Here is a 24,780-nt window from a genome sequence, read left to right on the forward strand (position 1 = left end):
ACTCATCAACCGGTCACATGGAGTTGTTATGCTTTTGGGATTTTTCAGACTGCTGTTCAAGGGGTTATACCGGGTCAGACTGACCGGCGACACGCAGGCTTTATACCAGCAAAAGGTCTTAATCACCCCGAACCACGTCTCTTTCCTCGACGGCATTCTGCTGGCGCTGTTTTTGCCGGTCCGACCGGTTTTTGCGGTCTATACCTCAATCAGCCAGCGCTGGTTTATGCGCGCGCTGACGCCGATTATCGATTTTGTGCCGCTGGACCCGACCAAGCCGATGTCGATCAAACATCTGGTGCGCCTGATTGAGCAGGGGCGGCCGGTGGTTATTTTCCCGGAAGGGCGAATTTCGGTCAGCGGCTCGCTGATGAAAATTTATGACGGCGCCGCCTTTGTCGCCGCCAAATCGCAGGCGACCATTGTGCCGCTGCGTATTGAAGGCGCCGAACTGACGCCCTTCAGCCGGCTGAAGGGGCTGGTGAAACGTCGCCTGTTCCCGCGTATTCAGCTGCATCTCCTGCCGCCCACCCATCTGCCGATGCCCGAGGCGCCGCGCGCCCGCGACCGGCGCAAAATCGCCGGGGAGATGCTGCATCAGATCATGATGGAAGCCCGGATGGCGGTGCGCCCGCGGGAAACCCTGTATGAGTCGCTGCTGGCGGCGCAGGACCGCTTCGGCGCGCGCAAACCCTGCGTGGAGGATATCAACTTCCAGCCGGATACCTATCGCAAGCTGCTAACCAAAACCCTGTTTGTCGCCCGCATTCTGGAAAAATACAGCCAGCCGGGCGAGAAGATCGGCCTGATGCTGCCTAACGCCGGCATCAGCGCGGCGGTGATTTTCGGCGCTATCGCCCGCGGGCGTATTCCGGCGATGATGAACTATACCGCCGGGGTGAAAGGGCTCAGCAGCGCGATAGCCGCCGCGGAGCTCAACACCATTTTCACCTCGCGCACCTTCCTCGATAAAGGCAAACTCTGGCACCTGCCGGAGCAGCTGACCCAGGTGCGCTGGGTATTCCTGGAAGATCTTAAAGGCGATATCACCCTCGCTGACAAACTGTGGATTTTTGCTCATCTGCTGGCGCCGCGTCTGGCGCAGGTTAAGCAGCAGCCGGAAGACGCGGCGATGATCCTCTTCACCTCCGGTTCCGAGGGCAATCCGAAAGGGGTGGTGCACAGCCATAAGAGTCTGCTGTCCAACGTCGAGCAGATCAAAACTATCGCCGACTTTACCGCCAATGACCGCTTTATGTCGGCGCTGCCGCTGTTCCACTCTTTTGGCCTCACCGTCGGCCTGCTGACGCCGCTGCTTACCGGGGCGGAAGTGTTTCTCTATCCCAGCCCGCTGCACTATCGCGTGGTGCCGGAGCTGGTCTACGATCGCAACTGTACGGTGCTGTTCGGCACTTCGACCTTCCTCGCCAACTATGCCCGTTTCGCCAATCCGTACGATTTCTACCGCCTGCGCTACGTGGTCGCCGGGGCGGAGAAGCTGCAGGAGAGCACCAAACAGCTGTGGCAGGATAAATTCGGCCTGCGCATTCTCGAAGGCTATGGCGTGACCGAGTGCGCGCCGGTGGTCTCGATTAACGTGCCGATGGCGGCGAAGGTCGGCACCGTGGGCCGCATCCTGCCGGGGATGGACGCCCGCCTGCTGGCGATGCCAGGCATTGAGCAAGGGGGGCGGCTGCAGCTGAAAGGGCCGAACATCATGAAAGGCTACCTGCGGGTGGAAAACCCCGGCATGCTGGAAGCGCCTGCGGCGGAAAACCAGCACGGCGAGATGGAAGCGGGCTGGTATGACACCGGGGATATCGTTACCTTCGACGAGCAGGGCTATGTCCGCATTCAGGGCCGCGCGAAGCGCTTCGCCAAAATCGCCGGCGAGATGATCTCCCTCGAGATGGTGGAGCAGGTGGCCCTCGGCGCGTCGCCGGACAAAATGCACGCCACGGCGATTAAACAGGACGCCAGCAAAGGCGAGGCGCTGGTGCTGTTTACCACCGATAATGAACTGACTCGTGAAGCCCTGCTGCGCTACGCTCGCCAGCACGGCGTACCGGAGCTGGCGGTGCCGCGAGATATACGCTGGCTGAAACAGCTACCGGTGCTCGGCAGCGGCAAGCCAGACTATGTCACCCTGAAAAATATGGTCGACGAGGCGGAAACAACCCATGAGTGAGTCAGTACATACTAACCCTTCGCTGTACTCGAAAGGGATGGTGGCGGTGATCTGCGCCCAGTTCCTGTCGGCCTTCGGCGACAATGCGCTTCTCTTCGCCACCCTGGCGCTGATGAAGCAGCTCTATTATCCGGAGTGGAGCCAGCCGGTCTTGCAGATGTTGTTTGTGGGCGCTTACATCCTCTTTGCCCCCTTTGTCGGCCAGTTCGCCGATAGCTTTGCCAAAGGCCGGGTGATGATGGTGGCCAACGGCCTGAAACTGCTCGGCGCCGGCTGCATCTGCTTCGGCGTCAATCCGTTTATCGGCTATACGCTGGTGGGGATTGGCGCCGCCGCCTATTCGCCGGCCAAGTATGGCATTCTCGGCGAACTCACCACCGGCGATAAGTTAGTGAAGGCTAACGGACTGATGGAGTCCTCGACCATCGCGGCGATCCTGCTGGGCTCCATGGCCGGCGGGATCCTCGCCGACTGGCACGTGCTGGCGGCGCTGATCGTCTGCGCGCTGGTCTACGGCGGGGCGGTAGTGGCTAACCTGTGGATACCCAGGCTGCCGGCGGCGCGTCCGGGGCAGTCGTGGCGTTTTAAGCCAATGACGCACAGCTTCTTCAGCGCCTGCCGGACGCTGTGGCGCAACGGCGAAACCCGCTTTTCGCTGATGGGCACCAGCCTGTTCTGGGGCGCTGGCGTGACCCTGCGTTTCCTGCTGGTGATCTGGGTGCCGGTGGCGCTGGGCATTACCAGCAACGCCATGCCCACCTATCTTAATGCGATGGTGGCGGTGGGGATTGTGCTGGGTGCCGGGGCGGCGGCTAAGCTGGTGACCCTGGAGACGGTGTCGCGCTGTATGCCGGCCGGGATTTTGATCGGTATCGCGGTGATAGCCTTTGCGGTGCAGCAGTCGCTGCTGCCGGCGTTCGGTCTGCTGCTGCTGCTCGGGGTGTTCGGCGGGTTCTTTATCGTACCGCTGAACGCGCTGCTGCAGGAGCGTGGGAAACATTCGGTCGGGGCAGGTAACGCCATTGCGGTACAGAACCTCGGTGAGAACGTGGCGATGCTGCTGATGCTGGGGCTCTATTCCCTGGCGGTGAGCGTGGGCGTTCCACCGGTCGCCGTGGGGATAGGCTTTGGCGCGGTATTCGCCGTGGCCATTGCCGCGCTGTGGGTCTGGGGGCGGCGTAAATAACCTCCCGGCTTGCGCTGCGCTTGACTGGGCGATGGGTTCGCCAATATCTGCTCTTCGATAGCCCGGGTAAGGCGTATACGCCTTACCCGGGGCTTTGCTTTCTTACGGCGCCGGGTAGGTATAAACCTGATGCACCGCCTCAATCTCCGCTAATACCTCTTCGCTCAGCTCAAGCTGCAAACTTTCCACGTTGGCCTGCAGCTGCGTCATGGTCGTCGCCCCCAGCAGGGTGCTGGCGACAAACGGCTGCCGACGCACAAAGGCCAGCGCCATTTGCGCCGGATCGAGGCCGTGGCGTTTGGCGATATCCACATAGGCCGCTACCGCTTTCTGCGACTGCTCGCTGCTGTAGCGCGTAAAGCGGCTGAACAGCGTATTGCGCGCCCCCGCCGGCTTCGCACCGTTGAGATACTTGCCGGTCAGTGTGCCGAAAGCCAGGCAAGAGTAGGCCAGCAGCTCCACGCCTTCGAACTGACTCACTTCCGCGAGGCCGACTTCAAAGCTGCGGTTCAGCAGGCTGTAAGGATTCTGAATAGTCACGATCCGCGGGAGGTCGTGCTTATCCGCCAGGTGCAGATAACGCATCACGCCGAAGGCGGTTTCGTTCGACACGCCGATGTAGCGGATCTTCCCGGCGCGCTGGAACTCGGTCAGCGCTTCGAGGGTATCCAGCAGCGTCACGGCGGGCGCGGCGTCGGCCCAGGTATAGCCCAGCTTGCCAAAGCAGTTGGTTGGCCGCTGCGGCCAGTGAACCTGATATAAATCGAGATAATCGGTCTGCAGCCGCTTCAGGCTGGCGTGCAGCGCCTCGCGGATATTTTTGCGGTCCAGGACGTGATTGGGCCGAATGCTGCTGTCGTTATTGCGCGCGGGCCCGCTGACTTTCGAGGCGAGCACCAGCTTTTCGCGATTGCCGCGTTTCGCCAGCCAGTTGCCGACGTAGGTTTCAGTCAGCCCCTGGGTTTCCGGGCGCGGCGGGACCGGGTACATTTCAGCGACATCGATCAGGTTGATGCCGTTGGCAACCGCGTAATCGAGCTGCTGGTGGGCATCGGCCTCGCTATTCTGTTCGCCAAAAGTCATGGTTCCCAGCCCGAGGGTGCTGATTTCAAGAGAACTGTGTGGGATACGGTGATACTGCATAGCCAGCTTCCTTTTTATTTATAAGGTCAGGCATTCCCCGACAAAGGAGTATCAACATGGCAGAGGGTGAGAAAAAGAGGAAGTAAAAAATCAAAAAAGCCGGGTGACGAGGAGGGGCGGTGGGTGAAACCCGCGGCGTCCTGGTATATCCCGACTCTTCTCAAAAGACTGGTGGTCGGTAAGCGCAGCGTCAACAGAAGCTGGGGCCGACAGGGAAAGATTAACGCTTAATGATTTGCGAAACGTCGTCACGATTGATCTGCATTTTATTACCCTGCTGATCTTCGTAACTGATTAAACCGGTATCGTCATCCACGGTAGGTTTACCGTCGGTCAGGATCATTCGCCCATCTTTGGTCGCCATGACGTAATCGCTGCTGCAACCGGAAACCGAGAACGCCAGTCCTACGGCGGAAATCAATACTGCCCATTTCTTCATCGTCAACACCTCTTCAGTAGCTGCACCCCATACCCGTCTATTAATAGCCTGATTTGTGAGACATAAAAAGCAGTAAAGTCTGAAAAAGGGTTGCAGCCTGTGACCAGGCTGCAATTTTGTGGTTTACAGCGGGTTTTTCTTATTACGCAGCAGGTTAAGGCTCTCCACCGCGATAGAGAAGAACATGGCGAAATAGATGTATCCCTTCGGCACATGGACGTCGAAGCTTTCCAGCATCAGGGTAAAGCCGACGAGGATCAGAAACGACAGCGCCAGCATTTTCACCGAAGGATGACGGTCAACAAAATCGCCGATGGGTCGCGCGGCGAACATCATCACCCCCACCGCGATCACCACCGCCGCCATCATGATGAACAGATGATCCGACAGGCCGACGGCGGTGATCACTGAATCGAGGCTAAAGATGATATCCAGCAGCATGATCTGCACGATAGCGCCGAGGAAGGAGTGGACGTTGGTCTTCAGCCCCTCCTCTTCACCTTCGATAGACTCATGGATCTCTTTACTGGCTTTCCAGATAAGGAATAGCCCGCCGAGCAGCAAGATCAGATCGCGAAACGAGATCTCCTGACCGAAAACGGTAAAGAGCGGGTTGGTAAGCTTAACGACCCAGGCGATTGAGGCTAGCAGCGCCAGACGCATGACCATCGCGCCCATCAAACCGATCCGGCGCGCATGGGCGCGCTGGGCGGTGGGGAGCTTAGCCACGACCAGAGAGAGGAAAATAATATTGTCGATCCCGAGCACGATCTCCAGCAGCGTCAATGTGCCCAGCGCCAGCCAGGCGTTAGGATCGGTTATCCATGCAAATAACATTGTTCAAAGTCCTGCAAAATAGAAAGCAGCAATTATATGCAACCCCCAACGCAGAACAAAAAATTAATCGTGTTGTAACAAGAAATGGCGGGCAAGCAGGGCGGCGGTAAAATTCTTTTTCAGATAGAAACCGCGCGGCAGCGTGAGGATTGTCTCCCCGCGGGCGCCGATGGCTTCGGTCAGCGCCTTACTGTTGGCGGCTTTCGGTCTTAACTGCAGCACCTCGCCGTGGCGGGCGGTAATGCGCTCTACCTCACCGAGAACAATGAGATCCATCAGCTCTTCCCAGTCCATGCGCAGTTGGCGCTCCTCGTCTTCGTCCGGGCTCCACAGCAGCGGTGCGCCGACGCGCCGCGCCGCCAGCGGGATGGTGCGTTCACCCTCCACCGGGATCCACAGAACGCGCTGCAGCTTATGCCGCACATGGCTGCTCTCCCAGGTGACGCCGCTATTGCCGGTTAACGGGGCGACGCAGACGAAAGTGGTCTCCAGCGGGCGTCCCCGGCTGTCGATGGGGATCGTTTTGAGCTCGACCCCCAGCGCGGCGAAATCCTGCTCGGGTTTACTGCCTGCGCTGGCGCCCAGCCACAGCTCCAGCAGAATGCCCGTCCAGCCTTTATCGCGCTTCAGATCGCGCGGAATGGGGATCCCCGCCAGCGCCGCCAGCTCGCCCAGCGAATAGCCGGCCAGCTGGCGGGCCTGGGCCAGCAGCTGTTCCTGACTTTGCGGCGGTGAGGCGAGCGGAGCGATAGCGGGCATAGGGCAATACCTTTGGTTAAAAAGTGAGCGCTAATTTTGCGCGTTGTGGATAGAGTTTACCGTTTTCTGAGTAACTATACCAATCTCATGATTTATATGGCTTTTTAAACTCATCATGCGGCTTATGAAAACGGTGTAAACGGGTTTTCCAGAACTGGTCACTGACAATAAACAGGATCTTACACCATGTTATCCACAGAAAAGTGGGATAACTGGGGAAAAGACTCACTACTGGTTCGATTTACAGCCTTGACGTGCGACGAAAATCGAATTTTTAGAGAAAATTTGCCGGTGGCCTGCGCGTAATCTGTGGATAAAATCGACATTGCTCGATCTTTCATCAGTCGGCGGATCGCATGTGTGATGATCGTCACGTTATGCTGTAATGTGTGAAAGGAATATATTCTAACCTTATGAATATGATACTATTATTTTCAGATGCTAGCGATGCGATGTCCAGATTACTCTGGGTTTTCCCGGGTTAATTCCGTACTTCTTCACAACTCTATCCACAGAAAAAGTGAATAAAATCGGCTGTCACGCGCTTTCATTGTTTATAACTCTGGCAATTACTGTGAGTTATTCAAATGTTATCCGTTCTCAGTGTGCGAACAGAGTGGTTTACCGTTTCCGGCGAGTGTGAAACAATCATTCACATTGAAGCTTATCTTGAGGTAGTCCGGTGATTGATGACGATGGCTACCGCCCAAATGTCGGTATTGTAATCTGTAATCGTCAGGGCCAGGTGATGTGGGCCCGGCGCTATGGTCAGCACTCGTGGCAGTTCCCGCAAGGGGGCATTAATCCAGGAGAATCCGCAGAGCAGGCGATGTATCGGGAATTGTTTGAAGAGGTCGGGTTAAGCCGTAAAGATGTGCGGATCCTGGCATCAACCCGTAACTGGCTGCGTTACAAGTTGCCTAAACGTTTGGTGCGTTGGGACACAAAGCCGGTTTGTATCGGCCAGAAACAAAAGTGGTTTCTTTTGCAGTTGATCGGCAACGATGCGGACATCAATATGCAAACCAGCAGTACACCTGAATTTGATGGTTGGCGCTGGGTGAGTTACTGGTACCCGGTTCGCCAGGTGGTGTCGTTTAAGCGCGACGTCTACCGCCGGGTGATGAAAGAGTTCGCCAGCGTGACCATGTCGCTGGCGGAGAGCGCACCTAAGCCGCAAAACGCGCCTGCTTATCGACGTAAAAGAGGTTAAGCCACGCACATTATGCTCACTCGGTTGCGAGAAATAGTCGAGAAGGTCGCGAGCGCGCCGCGTTTAAACGAGGCGCTGGATATTCTGGTGACGGATGTCTGCCAGGCGATGGAGACGGAAGTCTGCTCGGTTTACCTGGCTGACAATGACCGACGCTGCTATTACCTGATGGCCACCCGCGGGTTAAAAAAACCTCGCGGGCGCACCGTTGCGCTGGCGTTCGATGAAGGCCTGGTGGGGCTGGTTGGCCGCCTGGCGGAACCCATCAACCTCGCCGATGCGCAAAAACACCCCAGCTTCAAATATATCCCCGCCGTCAAAGAGGACCGCTTCCGCGCCTTCCTTGGCGTGCCGATCATTCAGCGCCGCCAGCTGCTGGGCGTGCTGGTGGTCCAGCAGCGCGAGCTGCGTCAGTTTGATGAAAGCGAAGAGTCTTTCCTCGTCACCCTCGCCACCCAGATGGCGGCGATCCTCTCCCAGTCCCAGCTGAACGCCCTGTTCGGCCAGTATCGTCAAACGCGCATTCGCGCTCTGCCGGCCTCTTCCGGGGTGGCGATCGCCGAGGGCTGGATGGACGTCAGCCTGCCGCTGATGGAGCAGGTGTATGAAGCCTCGACGCTGGACACCGCCTCGGAACGCGAACGCCTGACCGGTGCGCTGGAAGAGGCGGCCAACGAGTTTCGTCGCTACAGCAAACGCTATGCCGCCGGGGCGCAAAAAGAGACGGCGGCGATCTTCGATCTCTACTCGCACCTGCTCTCCGACGCCCGCCTGCGTCGCGAGCTGTTTGCCGAAGTTGACAAAGGCGCCGTCGCCGAGTGGGCCGTCAAAAAGATCATTGAGAAGTTCGCCGAACAGTTTGCCGCGCTGAGCGACGGCTATTTGAAAGAGCGGGCCGGCGATCTGCGTACCCTGGGCCAGCGTCTGCTGTTCCATCTCGACGACAGTATTCAGGGGCCCAACACCTGGCCGGCGCGCATTATCCTCGTGGCGGACGAGCTGTCGGCCACCACCCTCGCCGAAGTGCCGCAGGATCGCCTGGCCGGCGTGGTGGTGCGCGATGGCGCCGCCAACTCCCATGCCGCTATTATGGTGCGGGCCCTCGGCATCCCAACGGTGATGGGCGCCGATATTCAGCCCTCGCTGCTGCATGGCCATACGCTGATTGTCGATGGCTATCGCGGTGAACTGCTGGTGGATCCTGAACCTGTCCTGTTGCAGGAGTATCAGCGCCTTATCAGCGAAGAGAACGAACTCAGCCGCCTGGCGGAGGACGATCTCCAGCGCGCGTCGGAGCTGAAAAGCGGCGAGCGGGTGAAAGTCATGCTCAACGCCGGCTTAAGCCCGGAGCACGAAGAGAAGCTCGGCAGCTTTGTTGACGGCATTGGCCTCTACCGCACCGAAATTCCCTTTATGCTGCAGAGCGGCTTCCCCTCAGAAGAGGAGCAGGTCGCCCAGTATCAGGGCATGCTGCAGATGTTTAACAGCAAACCGGTGACCCTGCGTACCCTGGACATCGGCGCGGATAAACAGCTGCCGTATATGCCGATCAGCGAAGAGAACCCGTGCCTCGGCTGGCGCGGGATCCGCATCACCCTCGATCAGCCGGAGATCTTTTTGATCCAGGTGCGGGCGATGCTGCGCGCCAACGCCGCCACCGGCAACCTCAGCATTTTGCTGCCGATGGTGACCAGTCTGGAGGAGGTGGATGAGGCCCGTCGGCTGATCGATCGCGCCAGCCGGGAAGTGGAAGAGATGATCGGCTACGCCATCCCACGTCCGCGCCTGGGGGTGATGCTGGAGGTCCCGTCGATGGTCTTTATGCTGCCGCAGCTGGCCAGCCGGATCGATTTTATCTCGGTAGGGACGAACGACCTGACCCAGTACCTGCTGGCCGTCGACCGCAACAATACCCGGGTCGCCAGCATGTATGACAGCCTGCATCCTGCGGTATTGCGTGCGCTGGCGATGATCGCCCATGACGCGGAGCGCTTTGGCATCGATCTGCGCCTGTGCGGCGAGATGGCGGGCGACCCGATGTGCGTGACGATCCTTATCGGCCTCGGTTACCGCCATCTGTCGATGAACGGCCGCTCGGTGGCGAGGGTGAAGTATCTGCTGCGCCGCATTGATATCGAAGAGGCGCAGGAGCTGTCGCGTCGCAGCCTCGATGCGCAGATGACCGCCGAGGTGCGCCATCAGGTGGCGGCCTTTATGGAGCGTCGCGGTCTCGGCGGCCTGATCCGCGGCGGGCGGTAGCGCCAGCCCGGGTGAGGCGTAAGCCGTAACCCGGGGATCCTCTGCTCGCACCCTCCGGCAAAGTAGGGTACCGCCGGGAAAACGGCATTCTGTTAGCATCCGTATACATATCTTTTACACGTTCGGCGCGGATCGCTCTTGTGGCTTATGCTATGATTCGCCTCCTTCGGCGTGCCCGTTTTGTTCGGGTATGGATCATCACCGCTGTCCACTTTCGGCGGAATAACAAGTCTTTATGGTGACAGATGAATAGTGGCTACCTGCATTTTCCGGAGTTCGATCCGGTCATTTTTTCTCTAGGTCCGGTCTCCCTCCACTGGTACGGTTTGATGTACCTGGTGGGCTTTGTCTTTGCGATGTGGCTGGCCACCCGTCGGGCGAATCGTCCGGGCAGCGGCTGGACGAAAAATGAAGTGGAAAACCTGCTCTACGCGGGCTTCCTCGGCGTCTTCCTGGGCGGCCGTATCGGCTACGTGCTGTTTTACAACCTGCCGGTATTTCTTGCCGATCCGCTGTATCTGTTCCGCGTCTGGGACGGCGGCATGTCGTTCCACGGCGGCCTGATCGGCGTGATCCTGGTGATGATTATCTTCGCCAGACGCACCAAACGCACCTTCTTCCAGGTCTCCGATTTTATCGCGCCGCTGATCCCGTTTGGCCTTGGCGCCGGGCGTCTGGGTAACTTCATCAACGGTGAGCTGTGGGGCCGCGTGGACCCGAGCTTCCACTACACGATGATTTTCCCGGGCTCCCGTGCCGAAGACCTGGCGCTGCTGCCGACGCATCCGGAATGGCAATCGCTGTTCGATACCTACGGCGCGCTGCCGCGTCACGCGTCGCAGCTGTACGAGCTGGCGCTGGAAGGCGTGGTACTGTTCCTGATCCTCAACCTGTTTATCCGTAAACCGCGCCCGACCGGCTCCGTTTCCGGTCTGTTCCTGATTGGCTACGGCCTGTTCCGCATCATCGTGGAATTCTTCCGCCAGCCCGACGCCCAGTTCACCGGCGGCTGGGTGCAGTACATCAGTATGGGGCAGATTCTTTCGATCCCGATGGTGCTTGCGGGTATCATTATGATGGTTTGGGCTTACCGCCACCGTCCGCAGCAACAGAATTCTTGAGGAACCATGAAACAGTATCTTGATTTGATGCAGAAAGTGCTCACCGAGGGCACGCCAAAAAATGACCGCACCGGCACTGGCACGATCTCCATATTCGGCCATCAGATGCGTTTTAACCTGCAGGAAGGCTTCCCGCTGGTGACCACCAAGCGCTGTCATTTACGCTCCATCATCCATGAACTTCTGTGGTTCCTGCAGGGCGACACCAACATCGCCTATCTGCATGAGAACAACGTCACCATCTGGGACGAGTGGGCGGATGAGAATGGCGACCTGGGGCCGGTCTACGGCAAACAGTGGCGTTCCTGGCCTGCGCCGGATGGCCGCCATATCGACCAGATCAGCACGGTGATGAACCAGCTGAAAAACGACCCGGACTCCCGCCGGATCATCGTCTCGGCATGGAACGTCGGCGAGCTGGATAAAATGGCGCTGGCGCCGTGCCACGCCTTCTTCCAGTTCTACGTCGCCGACGGCAAGCTCTCCTGCCAGCTGTATCAGCGTTCCTGCGATGTGTTCCTCGGCCTGCCGTTCAATATCGCCAGCTATGCGCTGCTGGTGCATATGGTGGCGCAGCAGTGCGATCTGCAGGTCGGTGATTTCGTCTGGACCGGCGGAGACACCCATCTGTACAGCAACCATCTTGAGCAGACCAACCTGCAGCTAAGCCGCGAACCGCGTCCGCTGCCGAAGCTGGTCATCAAACGCAAGCCGGCGTCGATCTTCGACTACCGCTTTGAAGACTTCGAGATTGAAGGTTACGATCCGCACCCGGGCATTAAAGCGCCGGTGGCGATTTAACCCCCAGCAGAGATGACTAACCGGCGCCCGATGGCGCCGGTTTTTTTATGCCCTTCGCACCACCCGATGGGAGCGCTTTCCGTTACCACCGGGAGAAGGTTGTTTTCACCTGCCCCCCAGGCCACAGGTGGTTGCGGTGGGCGAAGTTGGGTAGACGTTCGCAAAAAAATGTTCTTCTGTCGAGTATGCAAAGCTTTTTTGCGTATCTGGCCGGGAAAGCTATTTTCCGTCGTCGCGCCAGGGCTAATCGCCGCGGCATACTCGACGCCATGAACAGAGAACATGGCTACACCCTGATGGAAACCCTGGTAACGCTGACACTGATGATGATCCTCAGCGTCGGCGGCCTGTACGGCTGGCAGCGCTGGCAGCAGCAGCAACGACTGTGGCAAACCGCCGTCCAGGTGCGGGATTTTCTGCTCTTTCTGCGCGATGACGCCAACGCCTACAACCGGGACCGCGTGCTTCGCGTCGGCCAGGACGAAGTGGGCTGGTGCCTGAGCGCGGATGGGGAGGGGCCTGACTGCGCCTCGGGGACATCCTTCACGCTGCGCCCGCGCTGGCCGGGGATCACGCTGGCTGGCGTTACGCCTGGTCTGGGGTTTTATGGTCTGCGCAGCACCGCCTGGGCGGGGAATCTGCGGCTGCAGAGCGCGGCCGGCAGCTGGAGCATTGTGATCTCACACTGGGGGCGGATTCGTTTATGCCGCAGCGACAGCGCAGGAGGGTGTCAGTGAGCCGCCGCGGATTTTCCCTGGCGGAGGCGCTTATCGCCATGGCCATCGGCTCGCTGCTGCTGATGGGGGCCTGCCGCTTTCTGCCTGCCCTGCAGCGTCATATTCTGCGCCAGGGCGAACAGCTGGCCCTGGAGAACGAGCTATGGCAGCGCGTGCATGCCGTGGGAAAACATCTGCAGCGCGCCGGGTACTGCCGGGGAGCGTGCGGCGGAGCCGGGCTGGAGCTAGCCGCTGGCGGCGAGTGTCTGATTATGCGCTGGGATGCGAACAGCAACGGGAGATGGGAAACCTCCCCCGCGGCAGCGGCGGAGAGCACCGGCTTTCGCCTGCGCGACGGCGCGCTGGAGACCCTGCGCGGGGCCAGCGACTGCCGCGGCGGCGGATGGGAGAAAATCACCAACCCGGCCGCCATCGTGGTGACGCGCTTCTCGGTACAACGTCAGGTCACCCCGGGCTTCGCGCCGGAGCTGAGCGTGACGCTGGCGGCGCGCTCCGCGCAACAGACGGGCCTGACGAGCGAGGTTGAGCAGCGGGTGACGGGGTATAACCTGTGATCCGCCAGCGTGGAATGTCGTCGCTGCTGATGGTGCTCCTGTTGCTGACCCTCGGCAGCCTGTTACTCGAGGGGCTTAACCTGCAGCAGCGGGCGCTGCTGGCGCAAACCGCCAGCGAAACGCAGGCGATCCGCGATACGGCGATAGCCCATTCCGCGCTGCAGTGGGGAAAACAGCAGGTCTGGTCGGCGCAGGTGGCGCTGGCCTGCCGGGAGCAGGCGCCGCAGGGCTGGCGCGCCTGTCTGCGTATCTTCGGCGACGGTTCACTGGTGCTCAGCAGCGCCAGCGGCGAGGTGCAGGTCTGGCAGTCCGGCGAGGTGCGCGGCGGGCAGGTGCGTTTTTCCGCCCACGGCTGGAGCGATTTTTGCCCGCTCAGGGAGGCGAGCTTATGTCAAATGCCCTGAAGCGTCAGCGGGGGTTTAGCCTGCCGGAGACCGTGCTGGCGATGGCGCTGATGGTGCTGACGGTCACCGCGCTGGGCGGCTATCAGCGCGGAATGGCGCAAGGAATTGTCCAGTTGAACCAGACCCGTCAACTGTGGCGCGACGCGTGGCGCTATAGCCAGCTCTCCGCGCCGCCGTCGCCGGCACGCGGGCAGGTAAGCCGTATGCAGACATCGAGGCAAAGATGTGTCAGCATCACGGTAACGATCAGTAGACCCGTTGCAAAGCGGGTGCAGATGACCCGGCTGCATTGCCCGGTCAGCCAGTAGTCAGGAGCAATTATGTTAAGGGTATACCACTCAAACCGGCTGGATGTTCTCGAGGCGTTGATGGAGTTTATCGTCGAGCGCCAGCGGCTGGATGACCCTTTTCAGGCCGAAATGGTGCTGGTGCAGAGTACCGGCATGGCGCAGTGGCTGCAGATGACCCTGGCCGCGCGCTTCGGGATTGCCGCCAATATCGAGTTCCCGCTGCCGGCGAGCTTTATCTGGGATATGTTCGTGCGCGTCCTGAAAGATATTCCTGGCGAAAGCGCCTTCAGCAAGCAGAGCATGAGCTGGAAGCTGATGACCCTCCTGCCGCAGCACCTGGAGGAAGACGATTTTATCCTGCTGCGCCAGTATCTGAGTGATGACGGCGACAAGCGCAAGCTGTTTCAGCTGGCCGCCCGGGTGGCGGACCTCTATGACCAGTACCTCGTCTATCGCCCGGAGTGGCTGATGCGCTGGGAGGCCGGCCAGCGGGTGGAAGGTCTTGGCGATGCCCAGCAGTGGCAGGCGCCGCTGTGGCAGGCTCTGGTGAGCTACACCGCCGAGCTGGGGCAGCCGCAGTGGCACCGCGCCAATCTCTACCAGCGCTTTATCAGTACCCTGGAAAAAGCGGACGAACCGCCCGCCGGGCTGCCGTCGCGCGTCTTCATCTGCGGGATTTCCGCGCTGCCGCCGGTCTATCTTCAGGCGCTGCAGGCGCTGGGTAAGCATGTCGATGTCTATGTCTTGTTTACCAACCCCTGCCGCTACTACTGGGGAGACATTAAGGATCCGGCGTTCCTGGCGAAGCTGCTGTCGCGCCAGCGGCGCCATCACCGCGAGGCGCGCGCGCTACCCCTGTTTCGCGACACCGAGCAGGCGCCGGGGTTGTTTAATGACGCCGGGGAACAGGATGTCGGCAACCCGTTGCTCGCCTCCTGGGGCAAACTGGGGCGCGACTATATCTACCTGCTGGCGGGGCTGGAGCGCTATGAGGAGCTGGACGCTTTTGTCGACATCGCCCCCGATAACCTGTTGCATAACCTGCAGTCGGATATCCTTGAACTACGCAACGCGGCGGTGGCTGGGCAGAGCGCAGAGGCATTCGCCCACAGTCGCGACAAACGTCCGCTGGCGCTGGATGACCGCAGTCTGAGCATTCACGTCTGCCACAGTCCGCAGCGCGAAGTGGAGGTTCTGCACGATAGGCTACTGGCGATGCTGGAGGCGGATCCGACGCTCACGCCGCGGGATATCATCGTCATGGTGGCGGATATCGACAGCTACAGCCCCTATATACAGGCGGTGTTTGGCGCCGCCAGCGGCGATCGCTGGCTGCCGTGGGCGATCTCCGACCGTCGCGCCCGAGAGTCGCACCCGGTGCTGCAGGCGTTTATTACGCTGCTCTCACTGCCGGACAGCCGCTTTGCCAGTGAAGATGTGCTGGCGCTGCTGGACGTCCCGGTGCTGGCGGCGCGCTTTAATATCACGGAAGAAGGGCTGCGCTACCTGCGCCAGTGGGTGAACGAGTCCGGCGTCCGCTGGGGAATGGATGACGACAACGTCCGTGAGCTGGACCTGCCGGCGACCGGGCAGCATACCTGGCGGTTCGGCCTCACCCGCATGCTGTTGGGCTACGCGATGGACAGCCGCGAGGGAGAGTGGCAATCGGTGCTGCCGTATGACGAATCCAGCGGTTTGATCGCCGAGCTGGTGGGCAACCTCGCGTCGCTGCTGATGCAGCTTAATCTGTGGCGACGCGGCCTGGCCCAGCAGCGGCCGCTGGCGGAGTGGCTGCCGGTCTGTCGCGATCTGCTGAATGACTTTTTCCTGCCGGACAGTGAGACCGAAGCGGCGCTGGCGCTGATTGAGCAGCAGTGGCTGGCGGTTATTGATAGCGGTCTGGAGGCGCAGTATGGCGAGCAGGTGCCGCTGACGCTGCTGCGCGATGAGCTGGCCCAGCGCCTCGATCAGCAGCGGATCAGCCAGCGCTTTCTTGCCGGCCCGGTCAATATCTGTACCCTGATGCCGATGCGTTCGATCCCCTTTAAGGTGGTGTGCCTGCTGGGGATGAATGACGGGGTTTATCCGCGCACGCTACCGCCGCTGGGCTTTGATTTAATGAGCCAGAAGCCGCAGCGCGGCGACCGCAGCCGGCGCGATGATGACCGCTATCTGTTCCTCGAAGCGCTGATGTCCGCCGAGCAGACGCTGTATATCAGCTATATCGGCCGTTCGATCCAGGACAACAGCGAGCGTTTTCCTTCGGTGCTGGTGCAGGAGCTGGTGGATTATATCGGCCAGAGTCACTGTCTCGCCGGTGACGAAGAGCTTGACTGCGACGCCAGCGAAGCGCGGGTTAAAGCCCACATCACCCATCTGCATACGCGCATGCCGTTCGACGTTGCCAATTTCCAGGAAGACGAGAACAAGAGCTACGCTCGTGAATGGCTGGCGGCCGCCGGCCAGCAGGGAGAGGCGCATAGCGATTTTATACAGCCGCTCACCGCACCGCCGATTGACAGCCTGCCGTTCGATCAGCTCCTGCGCTTCTGGCAGCACCCGGTACGCGCGTTCTTTCAGCAGCGTTTGCGGGTCAATTTCCGCGCCGAAGAGGACGATATTCCAGACGACGAGCCGTTCACTCTTGAAGGGCTGAGCCGTTATCAACTGAATCAGCAACTGCTCAATACGCTTATTGAGGAGCAGGACGTCTCGGCTATGTTCCGCCGCTTTCGCGCCGCCGGCGAGCTGCCGTATGGCGCCTTTGGCGAGCTGGTCTGGGAGACGCAGCGCCTGGAGATGCAGGCGCTGGCCGAGCGGGTGATGGCCGAGCGCCAGCAGGCGCAGAGCATGGAGATCGATCTGCAGTGCGGCGGCGTGAACCTGACCGGCTGGCTGCAGCAGGTGCAGCCGGACGGTCTGCTGCGCTGGCGGCCTTCGCTGCTGAGCGTCTCCCAGGGGATGCAACTTTGGCTGGAACACCTTGTCTACTGCGCCAGCGGCGGCACCGGCGAGAGCCGGCTGTTTGTGCGGAAAGAGGGAGAGTGGNNGGCGCCCGCCGAGGCGCAGGCGTACCTTAACGAGCTGGTGGATGGCTATTTGCTGGGGATGTCGCAGCCGCTGCTGCTGCTGCCGGAAAGCGGTGGCGCCTGGCTGAAAGCCTGTTACGACGCCGAAAAGGATGTCATCTTAATGGACGAAGAGACGCAGCAGAAAGCGCGGAGCAAATTCCTGCAGACCTACGAAGGGAACATGGTGGTCAGTGGGGAGGGCGCCGATATCTGGTATCAACGCCTGTGGCGTTCGCTGGAGCCGGCGCATTACGAAGAAATCATTGCCCAGACGCAGCGTTATCTGTTACCGCTATATCGTTACCATCGGTCCACACAAATTTAAATAGTATAAAAATTGCGCACTGAATGACGGTTCATTTAATATGCGCAACGTATCACGGACTGATGGACATAAAAGGCTGCACGCTGTGCAGCGCAAGTTTGTTAATGATGAGGTTCGTGAATGCCCCGCAGTTTATGGTTCAAGGTTTTTGTTGTGCTGGCCGCCCTCTGGGCGCCGTTTAGTCAGGCCGACACCGGATGGCAGCCGATTCAGGAGACGATCCGCAAAAGCGAAAAAGATACGCGTCAGTATCAGGCGATCCGCCTTGATAACGACATGGTCGTGCTGCTGGTTTCCGATCCGCAGGCGGTGAAATCGCTGTCGGCGCTGGTGGTGCCGGTGGGATCCCTGCAGGATCCGGCCGATCATCAGGGGCTGGCGCATTTTCTGGAACATATGACGCTGATGGGGTCGCAAAAATATCCCCAGCCTGACAGCCTTGCAGAGTTTCTTAAGCTGCACGGCGGCAGCCATAACGCCAGTACCGCGCCCTACCGCACCGCGTTTTATCTTGAAGTGGAAAATGATGCGCTGGACGGGGCCGTAGATCGCCTGGCCGACGCCATCGCCGCGCCGCTGCTGGATAAAAAATATGCCGACCGCGAACGTAACGCGGTCAACGCCGAGCTGACGATGGCCCGGACGCGAGACGGGATGCGCATGGCCCAGGTCAGCGCGGAGACCATCAACCCGGCTCACCCGGCGGCCCACTTCTCGGGTGGCAACCTCGAGACGCTCAGCGATAAGCCCGGCAGCCCGGTGCTTGATGCGCTGCACACCTTCCGCGATAGCTGGTACTCCGCCAATCTGATGAAAGCGGTGATCTACAGCAACAAGCCGTTGCCGGCGCTGGCGCGCATGGCTGCGGACACCTTTGGCCGCGTGCCGAATCGTCAGATCAGCAGGCCGGAAATTACCGTCCCGGTGGTCACGGATGCGCAAAAAGGCATCATTATTCACTATGTGCCGGCGATGCCGCGTAAAGTGCTGCGCGTCGAGTTTCGCATCGACAACAACAGCGATCGCTTCCGCAGCAAAACCGATGAGCTGGTCACCTATCTTATCGGCAACCGCAGCCCGGGCACGCTCTCTGACTGGTTGCAAAAACAAGGTCTGGCGGAAGGTATCCGCGCCGATTCCGATCCGGTGGTAAACGGCAACAGCGGCGTACTGGCGATCTCAGCCACCCTCACCGACAAAGGCCTGGCGCACCGCGATGAAGTGACGGCGGCCATTTTCAGCTACCTCGGCCTCCTGCGTACTCAGGGCATCGATAAACGGTACTTCGACGAACTGGCGCATGTACTGGCGCTGGATTTCCGCTATCCGTCGATCAACCGCGACATGGACTACGTGGAATGGCTGGCGGATACCATGATCCGAGTGCCGGTCGAGCATGCGCTGGACGTGGTGAATATTGCCGACCAGTACGACCCGCAGGCGATCAAAGACCGGCTGGCGATGATGACCCCGCAGAACGCCCGTATCTGGTATATCAGCCCCCAGGAGCCGCATAACAAGACGGCCTACTTTGTCGATGCGCCGTATCAGGTGGATAAGATTAGCGAGCAGACGTTCGCTGACTGGCAGCACAAATCGCAGGCCATCCAGCTGCAGCTGCCGGCGCTCAACCCCTATATTCCGGATGACTTCACCCTTATCAAAAGCGATAAAGCCTGGCCGCATCCGCAGCTGATCCTTGATGAACCGACGCTGCGGGTGGTGTATGCCCCGAGCCAGTATTTTGCCAGCGAGCCGAAGGCGGACATCTCCCTGGTGCTGCGTAATCCCCAGGCGATGGACAGCGCTCGCCGGCAGGTGATGTTTGCCCTCAACGATTATCTCGCCGGCATCGCCCTCGACCAGCTCAGTAACCAGGCGGCGGTCGGCGGCATTTCGTTCTCTACCGGCGCTAATAATGGATTAATGGTCAATGCCAACGGCTATACCCAGCATCTTCCGGCGCTGTTCAGCGATCTGCTGCAGGGATACTTCAGCTATACGCCGACCGAGGAGCAGCTGGAGCAGGCCAAATCCTGGTATGCGCAGATGATGGATTCCGCCGAGAAAGGCAAAGCCTACGATCAGGCGATAATGCCGATCCAGATGGTCTCGCAGGTGCCGTACTTCCAGCGCGAAGTGCGCCGGGCGCTGCTGCCCTCCATCACTCTTAAAGAGGTGCTCGACTACCGCGCCAACCTGAAAACCAGGGGGCGTCCTGAACTGATGGTGATCGGCAATATGACCGCCGATGCCGCCACGACCCTGGCCCGCCAGATCCAGCAGCAGCTGGGCGCTGACGGCAACGAATGGTGCCGCAATAAAGACGTGGTGGTGAACCGGCAGCAGCTGGCGATCTTCAACAAAGCGGGCAACAGCACCGACTCCGCGCTGGCCGCGGTGTTCGCGCCGCCCAATGTTGATGAGTTCAGCAGCACCGCCGCCAGCACCCTGCTGGGACAGATTATTCAGCCGTGGTTCTACAACCAGCTGCGTACCGAAGAGCAGCTCGGCTACGCGGTCTTTGCCTTCCCGATGAACGTGGGGCGCCAGTGGGGCATGGGCTTCCTGCTGCAGAGTAGCGATAAGCAACCGGCCTTCCTCTGGCAGCGGTTCCAGGCCTTCTTCCCCACCGCGGAGGCGAAGCTGCGGGCGATGAAGCCGGAAGAGTTTGCTCAGCTCCAGCAGGCGGTGATAAGCCAGATGCTGCAGGCGCCGCAGACGCTGGGCGATGAAGCCTCGAAACTGAGCAAAGATTTCGATCGCGGTAATATGCGTTTTGATTCACGTGATAAAGTAGTGGCTCAGATTAAACTGCTGACGCCGCAAAAACTTGCCGACTTCTTCCATCAGACGGTGGTGGATCCGCAGGGCATGACGATCTTGTCCCAGATTTCCGGTAGCCAGAATGGCAAAGCGGACTATGCCCAGCCGAAAGGCGGCAAAGTGTGGGAAAACGTCAGCGCATTGCAGCAATCCTTACCCCTGATGCGAGAGAATGAATGACCGACACCGCTGAGTCTTTGGATCCCCTGCGCTTGCCCCTGATCGGCGAGCGCCTGATAGAAGCCTCTGCGGGCACCGGAAAAACCTTTACCATCGCCGCGCTGTATCTGCGGCTGCTGTTGGGGCTGGGCGGTGAGGCCGCCTATCCCCGCGCCATCAGCGTTGAAGAACTGCTGGTGGTGACCTTTACCGAGGCGGCGACCGAAGAGCTGCGCGGCCGTATCCGCAGCAACATCCACGAACTGCGCATCGCCTGCCTGCGCGGCGAATCCGACAATCCGCTCTACAGCGCGTTGTTGGCGGAGATCGCCGATAAAGATGACGCTGCGAAGACGCTGCTGCTGGCTGAACGGCAGATGGACGAGGCGGCGGTATTCACCATCCACGGCTTTTGCCAACGGATGCTGAGCCTTAACGCCTTCGAGTCGGGCATGCTGTTCGAGCAACAGCTGATCGAGGATGAATCCCGCCTGCGCTATCAGGCCTGCGCCGATTTCTGGCGCCGCCACTGCTATCCCCTGACCCGCGATATCGCGGCGGTGATCCACGACGTCTGGAAAGGGCCGCGCGATCTGCTGAAGTCCCTTGACCGCTGGCTGCAGGGCGAAGCGCCGCAGCTTAAGTCGCCGCCAGCCCCTAACGAGACGCTGGCCGAACGCCATCAGCAGATCATCGCCCGCATTGACTCGCTCAAGCAGCAGTGGCGCGAGCAGGTGGGCGAGATCGAAGGCGTGCTGGAAAATTCCGGCCTTGACCGGCGGAAGTTTAATCGCGGCAACCAGGGCAAGTGGATGGAGAAAGTGAACGCCTGGGCGCAGGAAGAGACGTTAAGCTACCAGCTGCCCGACGCGCTGGAGAAATTTGCCCAGTCGTTTCTGCTCGAGCGCACCAAAGCCGGTGGCGAACCGCCGGTGCATCCCCTGTTTAGCGCCGTAGAGTCGTTGCTGGCCTCCTCGCTGACGCTCACCGATCTGGTGCTGGCGAGAGCGATGGTCGAGATCCGCGATGCGGTCGCCCGCGAAAAGCGCCGCCGCGGCGAGCTGGGGTTTGACGATATGCTCAGCCGGCTTGACGAGGCGCTGCGCGGCGACAGCGGCGAGACGCTGGCCAGCGCCATTCGCCAGCGTTTTCCGGTGGCGATGATCGATGAATTTCAGGACACCGACCCTCAACAGTACCGGATTTTTCGCCGCATCTGGCGCCGGCAGCCGGAGACGGCTCTGCTGCTGATCGGCGATCCGAAGCAGGCCATCTACGCCTTTCGCGGCGCCGATATCTTTACCTATATGAAAGCGCGCGGCGACGTTGCCGCGCACTACACCCTCGATACCAACTGGCGCTCCTCGCCGGGCATGGTGGGCAGCGTCAATCGGCTGTTCAGCCTCAGCGATAACCCCTTCATGTTCCACGAGATCCCGTTCCTGCCGGTGAAGGCGGCGGCGAAGAACAAGGGGCTGCGCTTTACCGTTGACGCGGCGGACGTACCGGCGATGAACGTCTGGCTGATGCCCGGCGACACCGTCGGGTCTGGCGATTATCAGACCTTTATGGCGCAGCTCTGCGCCACGCAGATCCGCGACTGGCTGAGCGCCGGTCAGCAGGGGCGCGCGCTGCTGTGGCGCGGGGAAACCTCGCGCCCGGTACAGGCTTCGGATATTACCGTGCTGGTGCGCAACCGGCTGGAGGCAGCGCAGGTACGTGAAGCGCTGCAGACGCTGGGCATTCCCTCAGTCTACCTCTCCAACCGCGACAGCGTTTTTGAGACGCTGGAGGCCCAGGAGCTGCTCTGGCTGCTGCAGGCGGTGCTGGCCCCGGAGCGGGAAAATACCCTGCGCAGCGCGCTGGCGACGTCGATGTTTGGCCTGACCGCGCTGGATATTGAAAACCTGAACCAGGACGAGCAGGCGTGGGACGCGCTGGTGGAAGAGTTCAGCGAATACCGCCAGATTTGGCGGCAGCGCGGGGTGATGCCGATGCTGCGGGCGTTGATGACAGCCCGGCATATCGCCGAGAACCTGCTGGCGACCCGCGGCGGCGAGCGGCGTTTAACCGACATTCTGCACATCAGCGAACTGCTGCAGGAGGCGGCCAGCCAGCTGGAAAGCGAGCATGCCCTGGTGCGCTGGCTGGCGCAGCATATTGCCGAGCCGGACAGCAACGCCGCCAGCCAGCAGATGCGTCTCGAAAGCGATAAGCACCTGGTGCAAATTGTCACCATTCACAAGTCAAAAGGGCTGGAATACCCCCTGGTCTGGCTGCCGTTTATCGCCCGGTTTCGTAAACAGGACCAGGCGTTTTACCACGATCGCGAGACGTTCGCGGCGGTGCTGGATCTGGGCCAGGATGAGGCCAGCCTCGAGCTGGCGGAGGCGGAACGACTGGCGGAAGATCTGCGCCTGCTGTACGTGGCCCTGACCCGCGCGGTCTGGCACTGCAGCCTCGGCGTGGCGCCGCTCAGCAGCCGGAAATCCGGCAACAGCGATTTCCACCTCAGCGCGCTGGGACGGCTGCTGCAGGCGGGCGAAGCCATGGACGCCGCCGGGCTGGCTGCGCGGCTGGCGGACTTCTGTCATGGCGATATTGCATTACAGAGACCGGGCGAACTGGATCTCACCCCGTGGCAGGCGCCCGCGGCGACCATCCCGCGATTGTCGGCGCGCGAGCTGCAGCGCCGCATCGCCGACGACTGGCGGGTGACCAGTTACTCCGGACTGCAGCAGCATGGTTTCAGCGGCGGGCAGGATTTGCTGCCGCGTCTGGATGTTGATGCCGCCGGCGTCGGCGAAGTCGTGGAAGAGCCGCAGCTGACTCCGCACCAGTTCCCGCGCGGCGCCGCGCCGGGGACCTTCCTGCACAGCCTGTTTGAGGAGCTGGACTTCACCCAGCCGGTGCCGGAAGGGTGGATGGCGGAGAAGCTGCAGCTGAGCGGGTTTGACGCGCAGTGGGCGCCGGTGCTGACCGACTGGCTGGGGGGCGTGCTGAAGACCCGCCTGCCGGGGCCGGATATCGCGCTCAATCAGCTTGCGGCGCGGGATAAACAGGTGGAGATGGCATTTTACCTGCCCATCGCCCAGCTGCTGACGGCGGAGCGCCTTGACGCGCTTATCCGCCAGTACGATCCCCTCTCTGCCGACACGCCGCCGCTGGATTTCCGCCAGGTGCGCGGCATGCTGAAGGGCTTTATCGATCTGGTCTTCCGTCACGAAGGCCGTTATTACCTGCTGGATTACAAATCCAACTGGCTGGGGGAAGATCGCGAGGCCTACACCCGGCCGGCGATGGAGCAGGCGATGCGTGCCCACCGCTACGATCTACAGTATCAGCTGTATAGCCTGGCGCTGCACCGCTATCTGCGCCACCGGCTGGCCGATTATGACTATGACCGCCACTTCGGCGGCGTGATTTATCTTTTCCTGCGCGGCATGGACGGGCAGGAGGGGGGGCAGGGGATCTTCACCACCCGGCCGGTGCGACCGCTGATTGACGGTCTGGATCAGCTTTTTGCCGGAGAAACTCAGGAGGAGGCCTCATGACTTTCGAACAACTACTGCTGGCGGCGGTGGAGCAGCGTCTGCTGCGGCCGCTGGACGTCCAGTTTGCCCTGATGGTGGCGCAAAACGACCCGCCGGCGGTCAAGCTGGCGGCGGCCTTGCTGAGCCGGGATGCCGGCGAGGGGCACGTCTGTCTGCCGCTCTCGCGGTTGAGCGGCGACGAGGCGCTGAGCGGTAAAGCGGGGGAGATCCGCGATCGGCTGCTGGCCGAAGCCGGCGCGCCGGAGGACTGGCCCGCGCTGCTGCTCGCGTCGTCGGCGGTAAGCTGCGGCGATGCCCCGGCGCCGATGATTTTGTGCGGCGACCGGCTCTACCTGAACCGGATGTGGCGCAACGAGCTGACCGTCGCCCGCTTCTTCAATGACGCCAACCGGGTGCTGGAGATGGATGAGGCGCGGCTGGCGGCCACCCTGAATGCGCTGTTTCCCGCCACCGGCGAAACCGACTGGCAAAAAGTGGCCGCGGCGGTGGCGCTGACCCGCCGCATCTCGGTGATCTCCGGCGGTCCCGGGACCGGGAAGACCACCACCGTGGCGAAGCTTCTGGCGGCGCTGATCCAGATTGACGACAGTCCACGCTGTCGTATTCGCCTGGCGGCACCGACGGGGAAAGCGGCGGCGCGTCTGACCGAATCGCTGGGCGCGGCGCTGAGAAAATTGCCGCTGACCGACGCGCAGAAAGCGTTGATTCCCACCGAGGCCAGCACGCTGCATCGTCTGCTGGGCGCCCAGCCAGGCAGCCAGCGGATGCGCTATCACGCCGGCAACCCGCTGCATCTGGACGTGCTGGTGGTGGATGAAGCCTCGATGATCGACCTGCCGATGATGTCGCGGCTTATCGACGCGCTGCCGGCCCACGGGCGGGTGATTTTCCTCGGCGATCGCGACCAGCTGGCC

At 60.8% G+C, this 24,780-nt stretch carries 19 protein-coding genes; 14 read left to right on the top strand and 5 right to left on the bottom strand.

Going from position 1 to position 24,780, the window contains the following annotated elements; translation table 11 throughout:
* The first annotated feature begins 28 nt into the window (after positions 1-28).
* Both aas and lplT read left to right on the top strand, forming a co-directional pair.
* Positions 29-2,188 carry a bifunctional acyl-ACP--phospholipid O-acyltransferase/long-chain-fatty-acid--ACP ligase gene (gene aas / locus KHQ28_RS15100; protein WP_020802360.1) on the top strand — a complete coding sequence of 720 codons (2,160 nt, stop codon included), beginning with the start codon at positions 29-31 and terminating at the stop codon, positions 2,186-2,188.
* Positions 2,181-3,374, top strand: a complete 1,194-nt coding sequence (gene lplT / locus KHQ28_RS15105; RefSeq protein WP_004185495.1) for a lysophospholipid transporter LplT — start codon at positions 2,181-2,183, stop codon at positions 3,372-3,374. Before aas ends, lplT begins: the two co-directional genes overlap by 8 nt.
* A gap of 102 nt (positions 3,375-3,476) precedes the next feature.
* On the opposite strand, the gene KHQ28_RS15110 is transcribed toward lplT, so the two are convergent.
* The 5 genes from KHQ28_RS15110 to KHQ28_RS15130 form a co-directional block, all read right to left on the bottom strand.
* Complete coding sequence (locus KHQ28_RS15110) at positions 3,477-4,517, bottom strand: NADP(H)-dependent aldo-keto reductase (protein WP_002915975.1); 1,041 nt, start codon at positions 4,515-4,517, stop codon at positions 3,477-3,479.
* 220 nt (positions 4,518-4,737) lie between these two features.
* Positions 4,738-4,956: a YgdI/YgdR family lipoprotein gene (locus KHQ28_RS15115; protein ID WP_002915974.1), complete on the bottom strand. Its 219-nt coding sequence runs from the start codon at positions 4,954-4,956 to the stop codon at positions 4,738-4,740.
* 123 nt (positions 4,957-5,079) lie between these two features.
* A complete protein-coding gene (locus tag KHQ28_RS15120) occupies positions 5,080-5,793 on the bottom strand; it encodes a TerC family protein (RefSeq protein ID WP_002915973.1) in 714 nt (237 codons plus the stop codon).
* Positions 5,794-5,856: 63 nt separating this feature from the next.
* Positions 5,857-6,552: a DNA mismatch repair endonuclease MutH gene (mutH, locus tag KHQ28_RS15125; RefSeq protein WP_004143967.1), complete on the bottom strand. Its 696-nt coding sequence runs from the start codon at positions 6,550-6,552 to the stop codon at positions 5,857-5,859.
* A gap of 85 nt (positions 6,553-6,637) precedes the next feature.
* Positions 6,638-6,781 carry a hypothetical protein gene (locus KHQ28_RS15130; protein ID WP_004218186.1) on the bottom strand — a complete coding sequence of 48 codons (144 nt, stop codon included), beginning with the start codon at positions 6,779-6,781 and terminating at the stop codon, positions 6,638-6,640.
* Between the two features lie 453 nt (positions 6,782-7,234).
* Between KHQ28_RS15130 and rppH the strand changes: the two genes are divergently transcribed.
* The 12 genes from rppH to KHQ28_RS15190 all read left to right on the top strand — a co-directional run.
* On the top strand, positions 7,235-7,765 hold the full coding sequence (gene rppH, locus KHQ28_RS15135; protein WP_002915936.1) for an RNA pyrophosphohydrolase: 531 nt from the start codon (positions 7,235-7,237) through the stop codon (positions 7,763-7,765).
* Between the two features lie 12 nt (positions 7,766-7,777).
* Entirely contained in the window at positions 7,778-10,024 is a 2,247-nt protein-coding gene (gene ptsP / locus KHQ28_RS15140; protein WP_002915935.1) for a phosphoenolpyruvate--protein phosphotransferase, read from the top strand.
* A 245-nt stretch (positions 10,025-10,269) separates the two neighbouring features.
* Positions 10,270-11,145 carry a prolipoprotein diacylglyceryl transferase gene (gene lgt / locus KHQ28_RS15145; RefSeq protein ID WP_002915934.1) on the top strand — a complete coding sequence of 292 codons (876 nt, stop codon included), beginning with the start codon at positions 10,270-10,272 and terminating at the stop codon, positions 11,143-11,145.
* Between the two features lie 6 nt (positions 11,146-11,151).
* The gene (gene thyA, locus KHQ28_RS15150; protein WP_002915933.1) at positions 11,152-11,946 is read left to right on the top strand and encodes a thymidylate synthase; all 795 of its coding nucleotides are present in this window, start codon (positions 11,152-11,154) and stop codon (positions 11,944-11,946) included.
* 185 nt (positions 11,947-12,131) lie between these two features.
* Complete coding sequence (locus KHQ28_RS15155) at positions 12,132-12,683, top strand: prepilin peptidase-dependent protein (RefSeq protein ID WP_004889953.1); 552 nt, start codon at positions 12,132-12,134, stop codon at positions 12,681-12,683.
* Entirely contained in the window at positions 12,680-13,237 is a 558-nt protein-coding gene (locus tag KHQ28_RS15160) for a prepilin peptidase-dependent protein (RefSeq protein WP_032418380.1), read from the top strand. The genes KHQ28_RS15155 and KHQ28_RS15160 overlap by 4 nt, the downstream gene beginning before the upstream one ends.
* Positions 13,234-13,641 carry a DUF2509 family protein gene (locus KHQ28_RS15165; protein WP_004181182.1) on the top strand — a complete coding sequence of 136 codons (408 nt, stop codon included), beginning with the start codon at positions 13,234-13,236 and terminating at the stop codon, positions 13,639-13,641. The genes KHQ28_RS15160 and KHQ28_RS15165 overlap by 4 nt, the downstream gene beginning before the upstream one ends.
* Positions 13,626-13,949, top strand: coding sequence for a prepilin-type N-terminal cleavage/methylation domain-containing protein (locus KHQ28_RS15170; RefSeq protein ID WP_002915888.1), 324 nt, complete (start codon positions 13,626-13,628; stop codon positions 13,947-13,949). The genes KHQ28_RS15165 and KHQ28_RS15170 overlap by 16 nt, the downstream gene beginning before the upstream one ends.
* Positions 13,950-13,961: 12 nt before the next feature.
* Positions 13,962-17,327: an exodeoxyribonuclease V subunit gamma gene (gene recC / locus KHQ28_RS15175; RefSeq protein WP_211777632.1), complete on the top strand. Its 3,366-nt coding sequence runs from the start codon at positions 13,962-13,964 to the stop codon at positions 17,325-17,327.
* A gap of 120 nt (positions 17,328-17,447) precedes the next feature.
* Positions 17,448-20,333, top strand: a complete 2,886-nt coding sequence (gene ptrA / locus KHQ28_RS15180) for a pitrilysin (protein WP_016946086.1) — start codon at positions 17,448-17,450, stop codon at positions 20,331-20,333.
* The gene (recB, locus tag KHQ28_RS15185) at positions 20,330-23,866 is read left to right on the top strand and encodes an exodeoxyribonuclease V subunit beta (RefSeq protein WP_004211883.1); all 3,537 of its coding nucleotides are present in this window, start codon (positions 20,330-20,332) and stop codon (positions 23,864-23,866) included. The genes ptrA and recB overlap by 4 nt, the downstream gene beginning before the upstream one ends.
* The coding region (locus KHQ28_RS15190; RefSeq protein WP_211777633.1) for an AAA family ATPase at positions 23,863-24,780 on the top strand (918 nt) is incomplete at its 3' end. The genes recB and KHQ28_RS15190, both read left to right, overlap by 4 nt.

This window comes from Klebsiella sp. 28, assembly GCF_018223905.1.
Lineage (GTDB): Bacteria > Pseudomonadota > Gammaproteobacteria > Enterobacterales > Enterobacteriaceae > Klebsiella > Klebsiella pneumoniae.

Excerpts from the sequence above, each read along its gene's own strand:
- mutH (WP_004143967.1), bottom strand. The coding sequence starts at position 6,552 with ATGCCCGCTATCGCTCCGCTCGCCTCACCGCCGCAAAGTCAGGAACAG.
- KHQ28_RS15155 (WP_004889953.1), top strand. The coding sequence starts at position 12,132 with ATGCAAAGCTTTTTTGCGTATCTGGCCGGGAAAGCTATTTTCCGTCGT.
- thyA (WP_002915933.1), top strand. The coding sequence starts at position 11,152 with ATGAAACAGTATCTTGATTTGATGCAGAAAGTGCTCACCGAGGGCACG.
- KHQ28_RS15120 (WP_002915973.1), bottom strand. The coding sequence starts at position 5,793 with ATGTTATTTGCATGGATAACCGATCCTAACGCCTGGCTGGCGCTGGGC.
- lgt (WP_002915934.1), top strand. The coding sequence starts at position 10,270 with ATGAATAGTGGCTACCTGCATTTTCCGGAGTTCGATCCGGTCATTTTT.
- lplT (WP_004185495.1), top strand. The coding sequence starts at position 2,181 with ATGAGTGAGTCAGTACATACTAACCCTTCGCTGTACTCGAAAGGGATG.
- ptrA (WP_016946086.1), top strand. The coding sequence starts at position 17,448 with ATGCCCCGCAGTTTATGGTTCAAGGTTTTTGTTGTGCTGGCCGCCCTC.
- KHQ28_RS15170 (WP_002915888.1), top strand. The coding sequence starts at position 13,626 with ATGTCAAATGCCCTGAAGCGTCAGCGGGGGTTTAGCCTGCCGGAGACC.
- recB (WP_004211883.1), top strand. The coding sequence starts at position 20,330 with ATGACCGACACCGCTGAGTCTTTGGATCCCCTGCGCTTGCCCCTGATC.
- KHQ28_RS15115 (WP_002915974.1), bottom strand. The coding sequence starts at position 4,956 with ATGAAGAAATGGGCAGTATTGATTTCCGCCGTAGGACTGGCGTTCTCG.
- aas (WP_020802360.1), top strand. The coding sequence starts at position 29 with ATGCTTTTGGGATTTTTCAGACTGCTGTTCAAGGGGTTATACCGGGTC.
- ptsP (WP_002915935.1), top strand. The coding sequence starts at position 7,778 with ATGCTCACTCGGTTGCGAGAAATAGTCGAGAAGGTCGCGAGCGCGCCG.
- KHQ28_RS15110 (WP_002915975.1), bottom strand. The coding sequence starts at position 4,517 with ATGCAGTATCACCGTATCCCACACAGTTCTCTTGAAATCAGCACCCTC.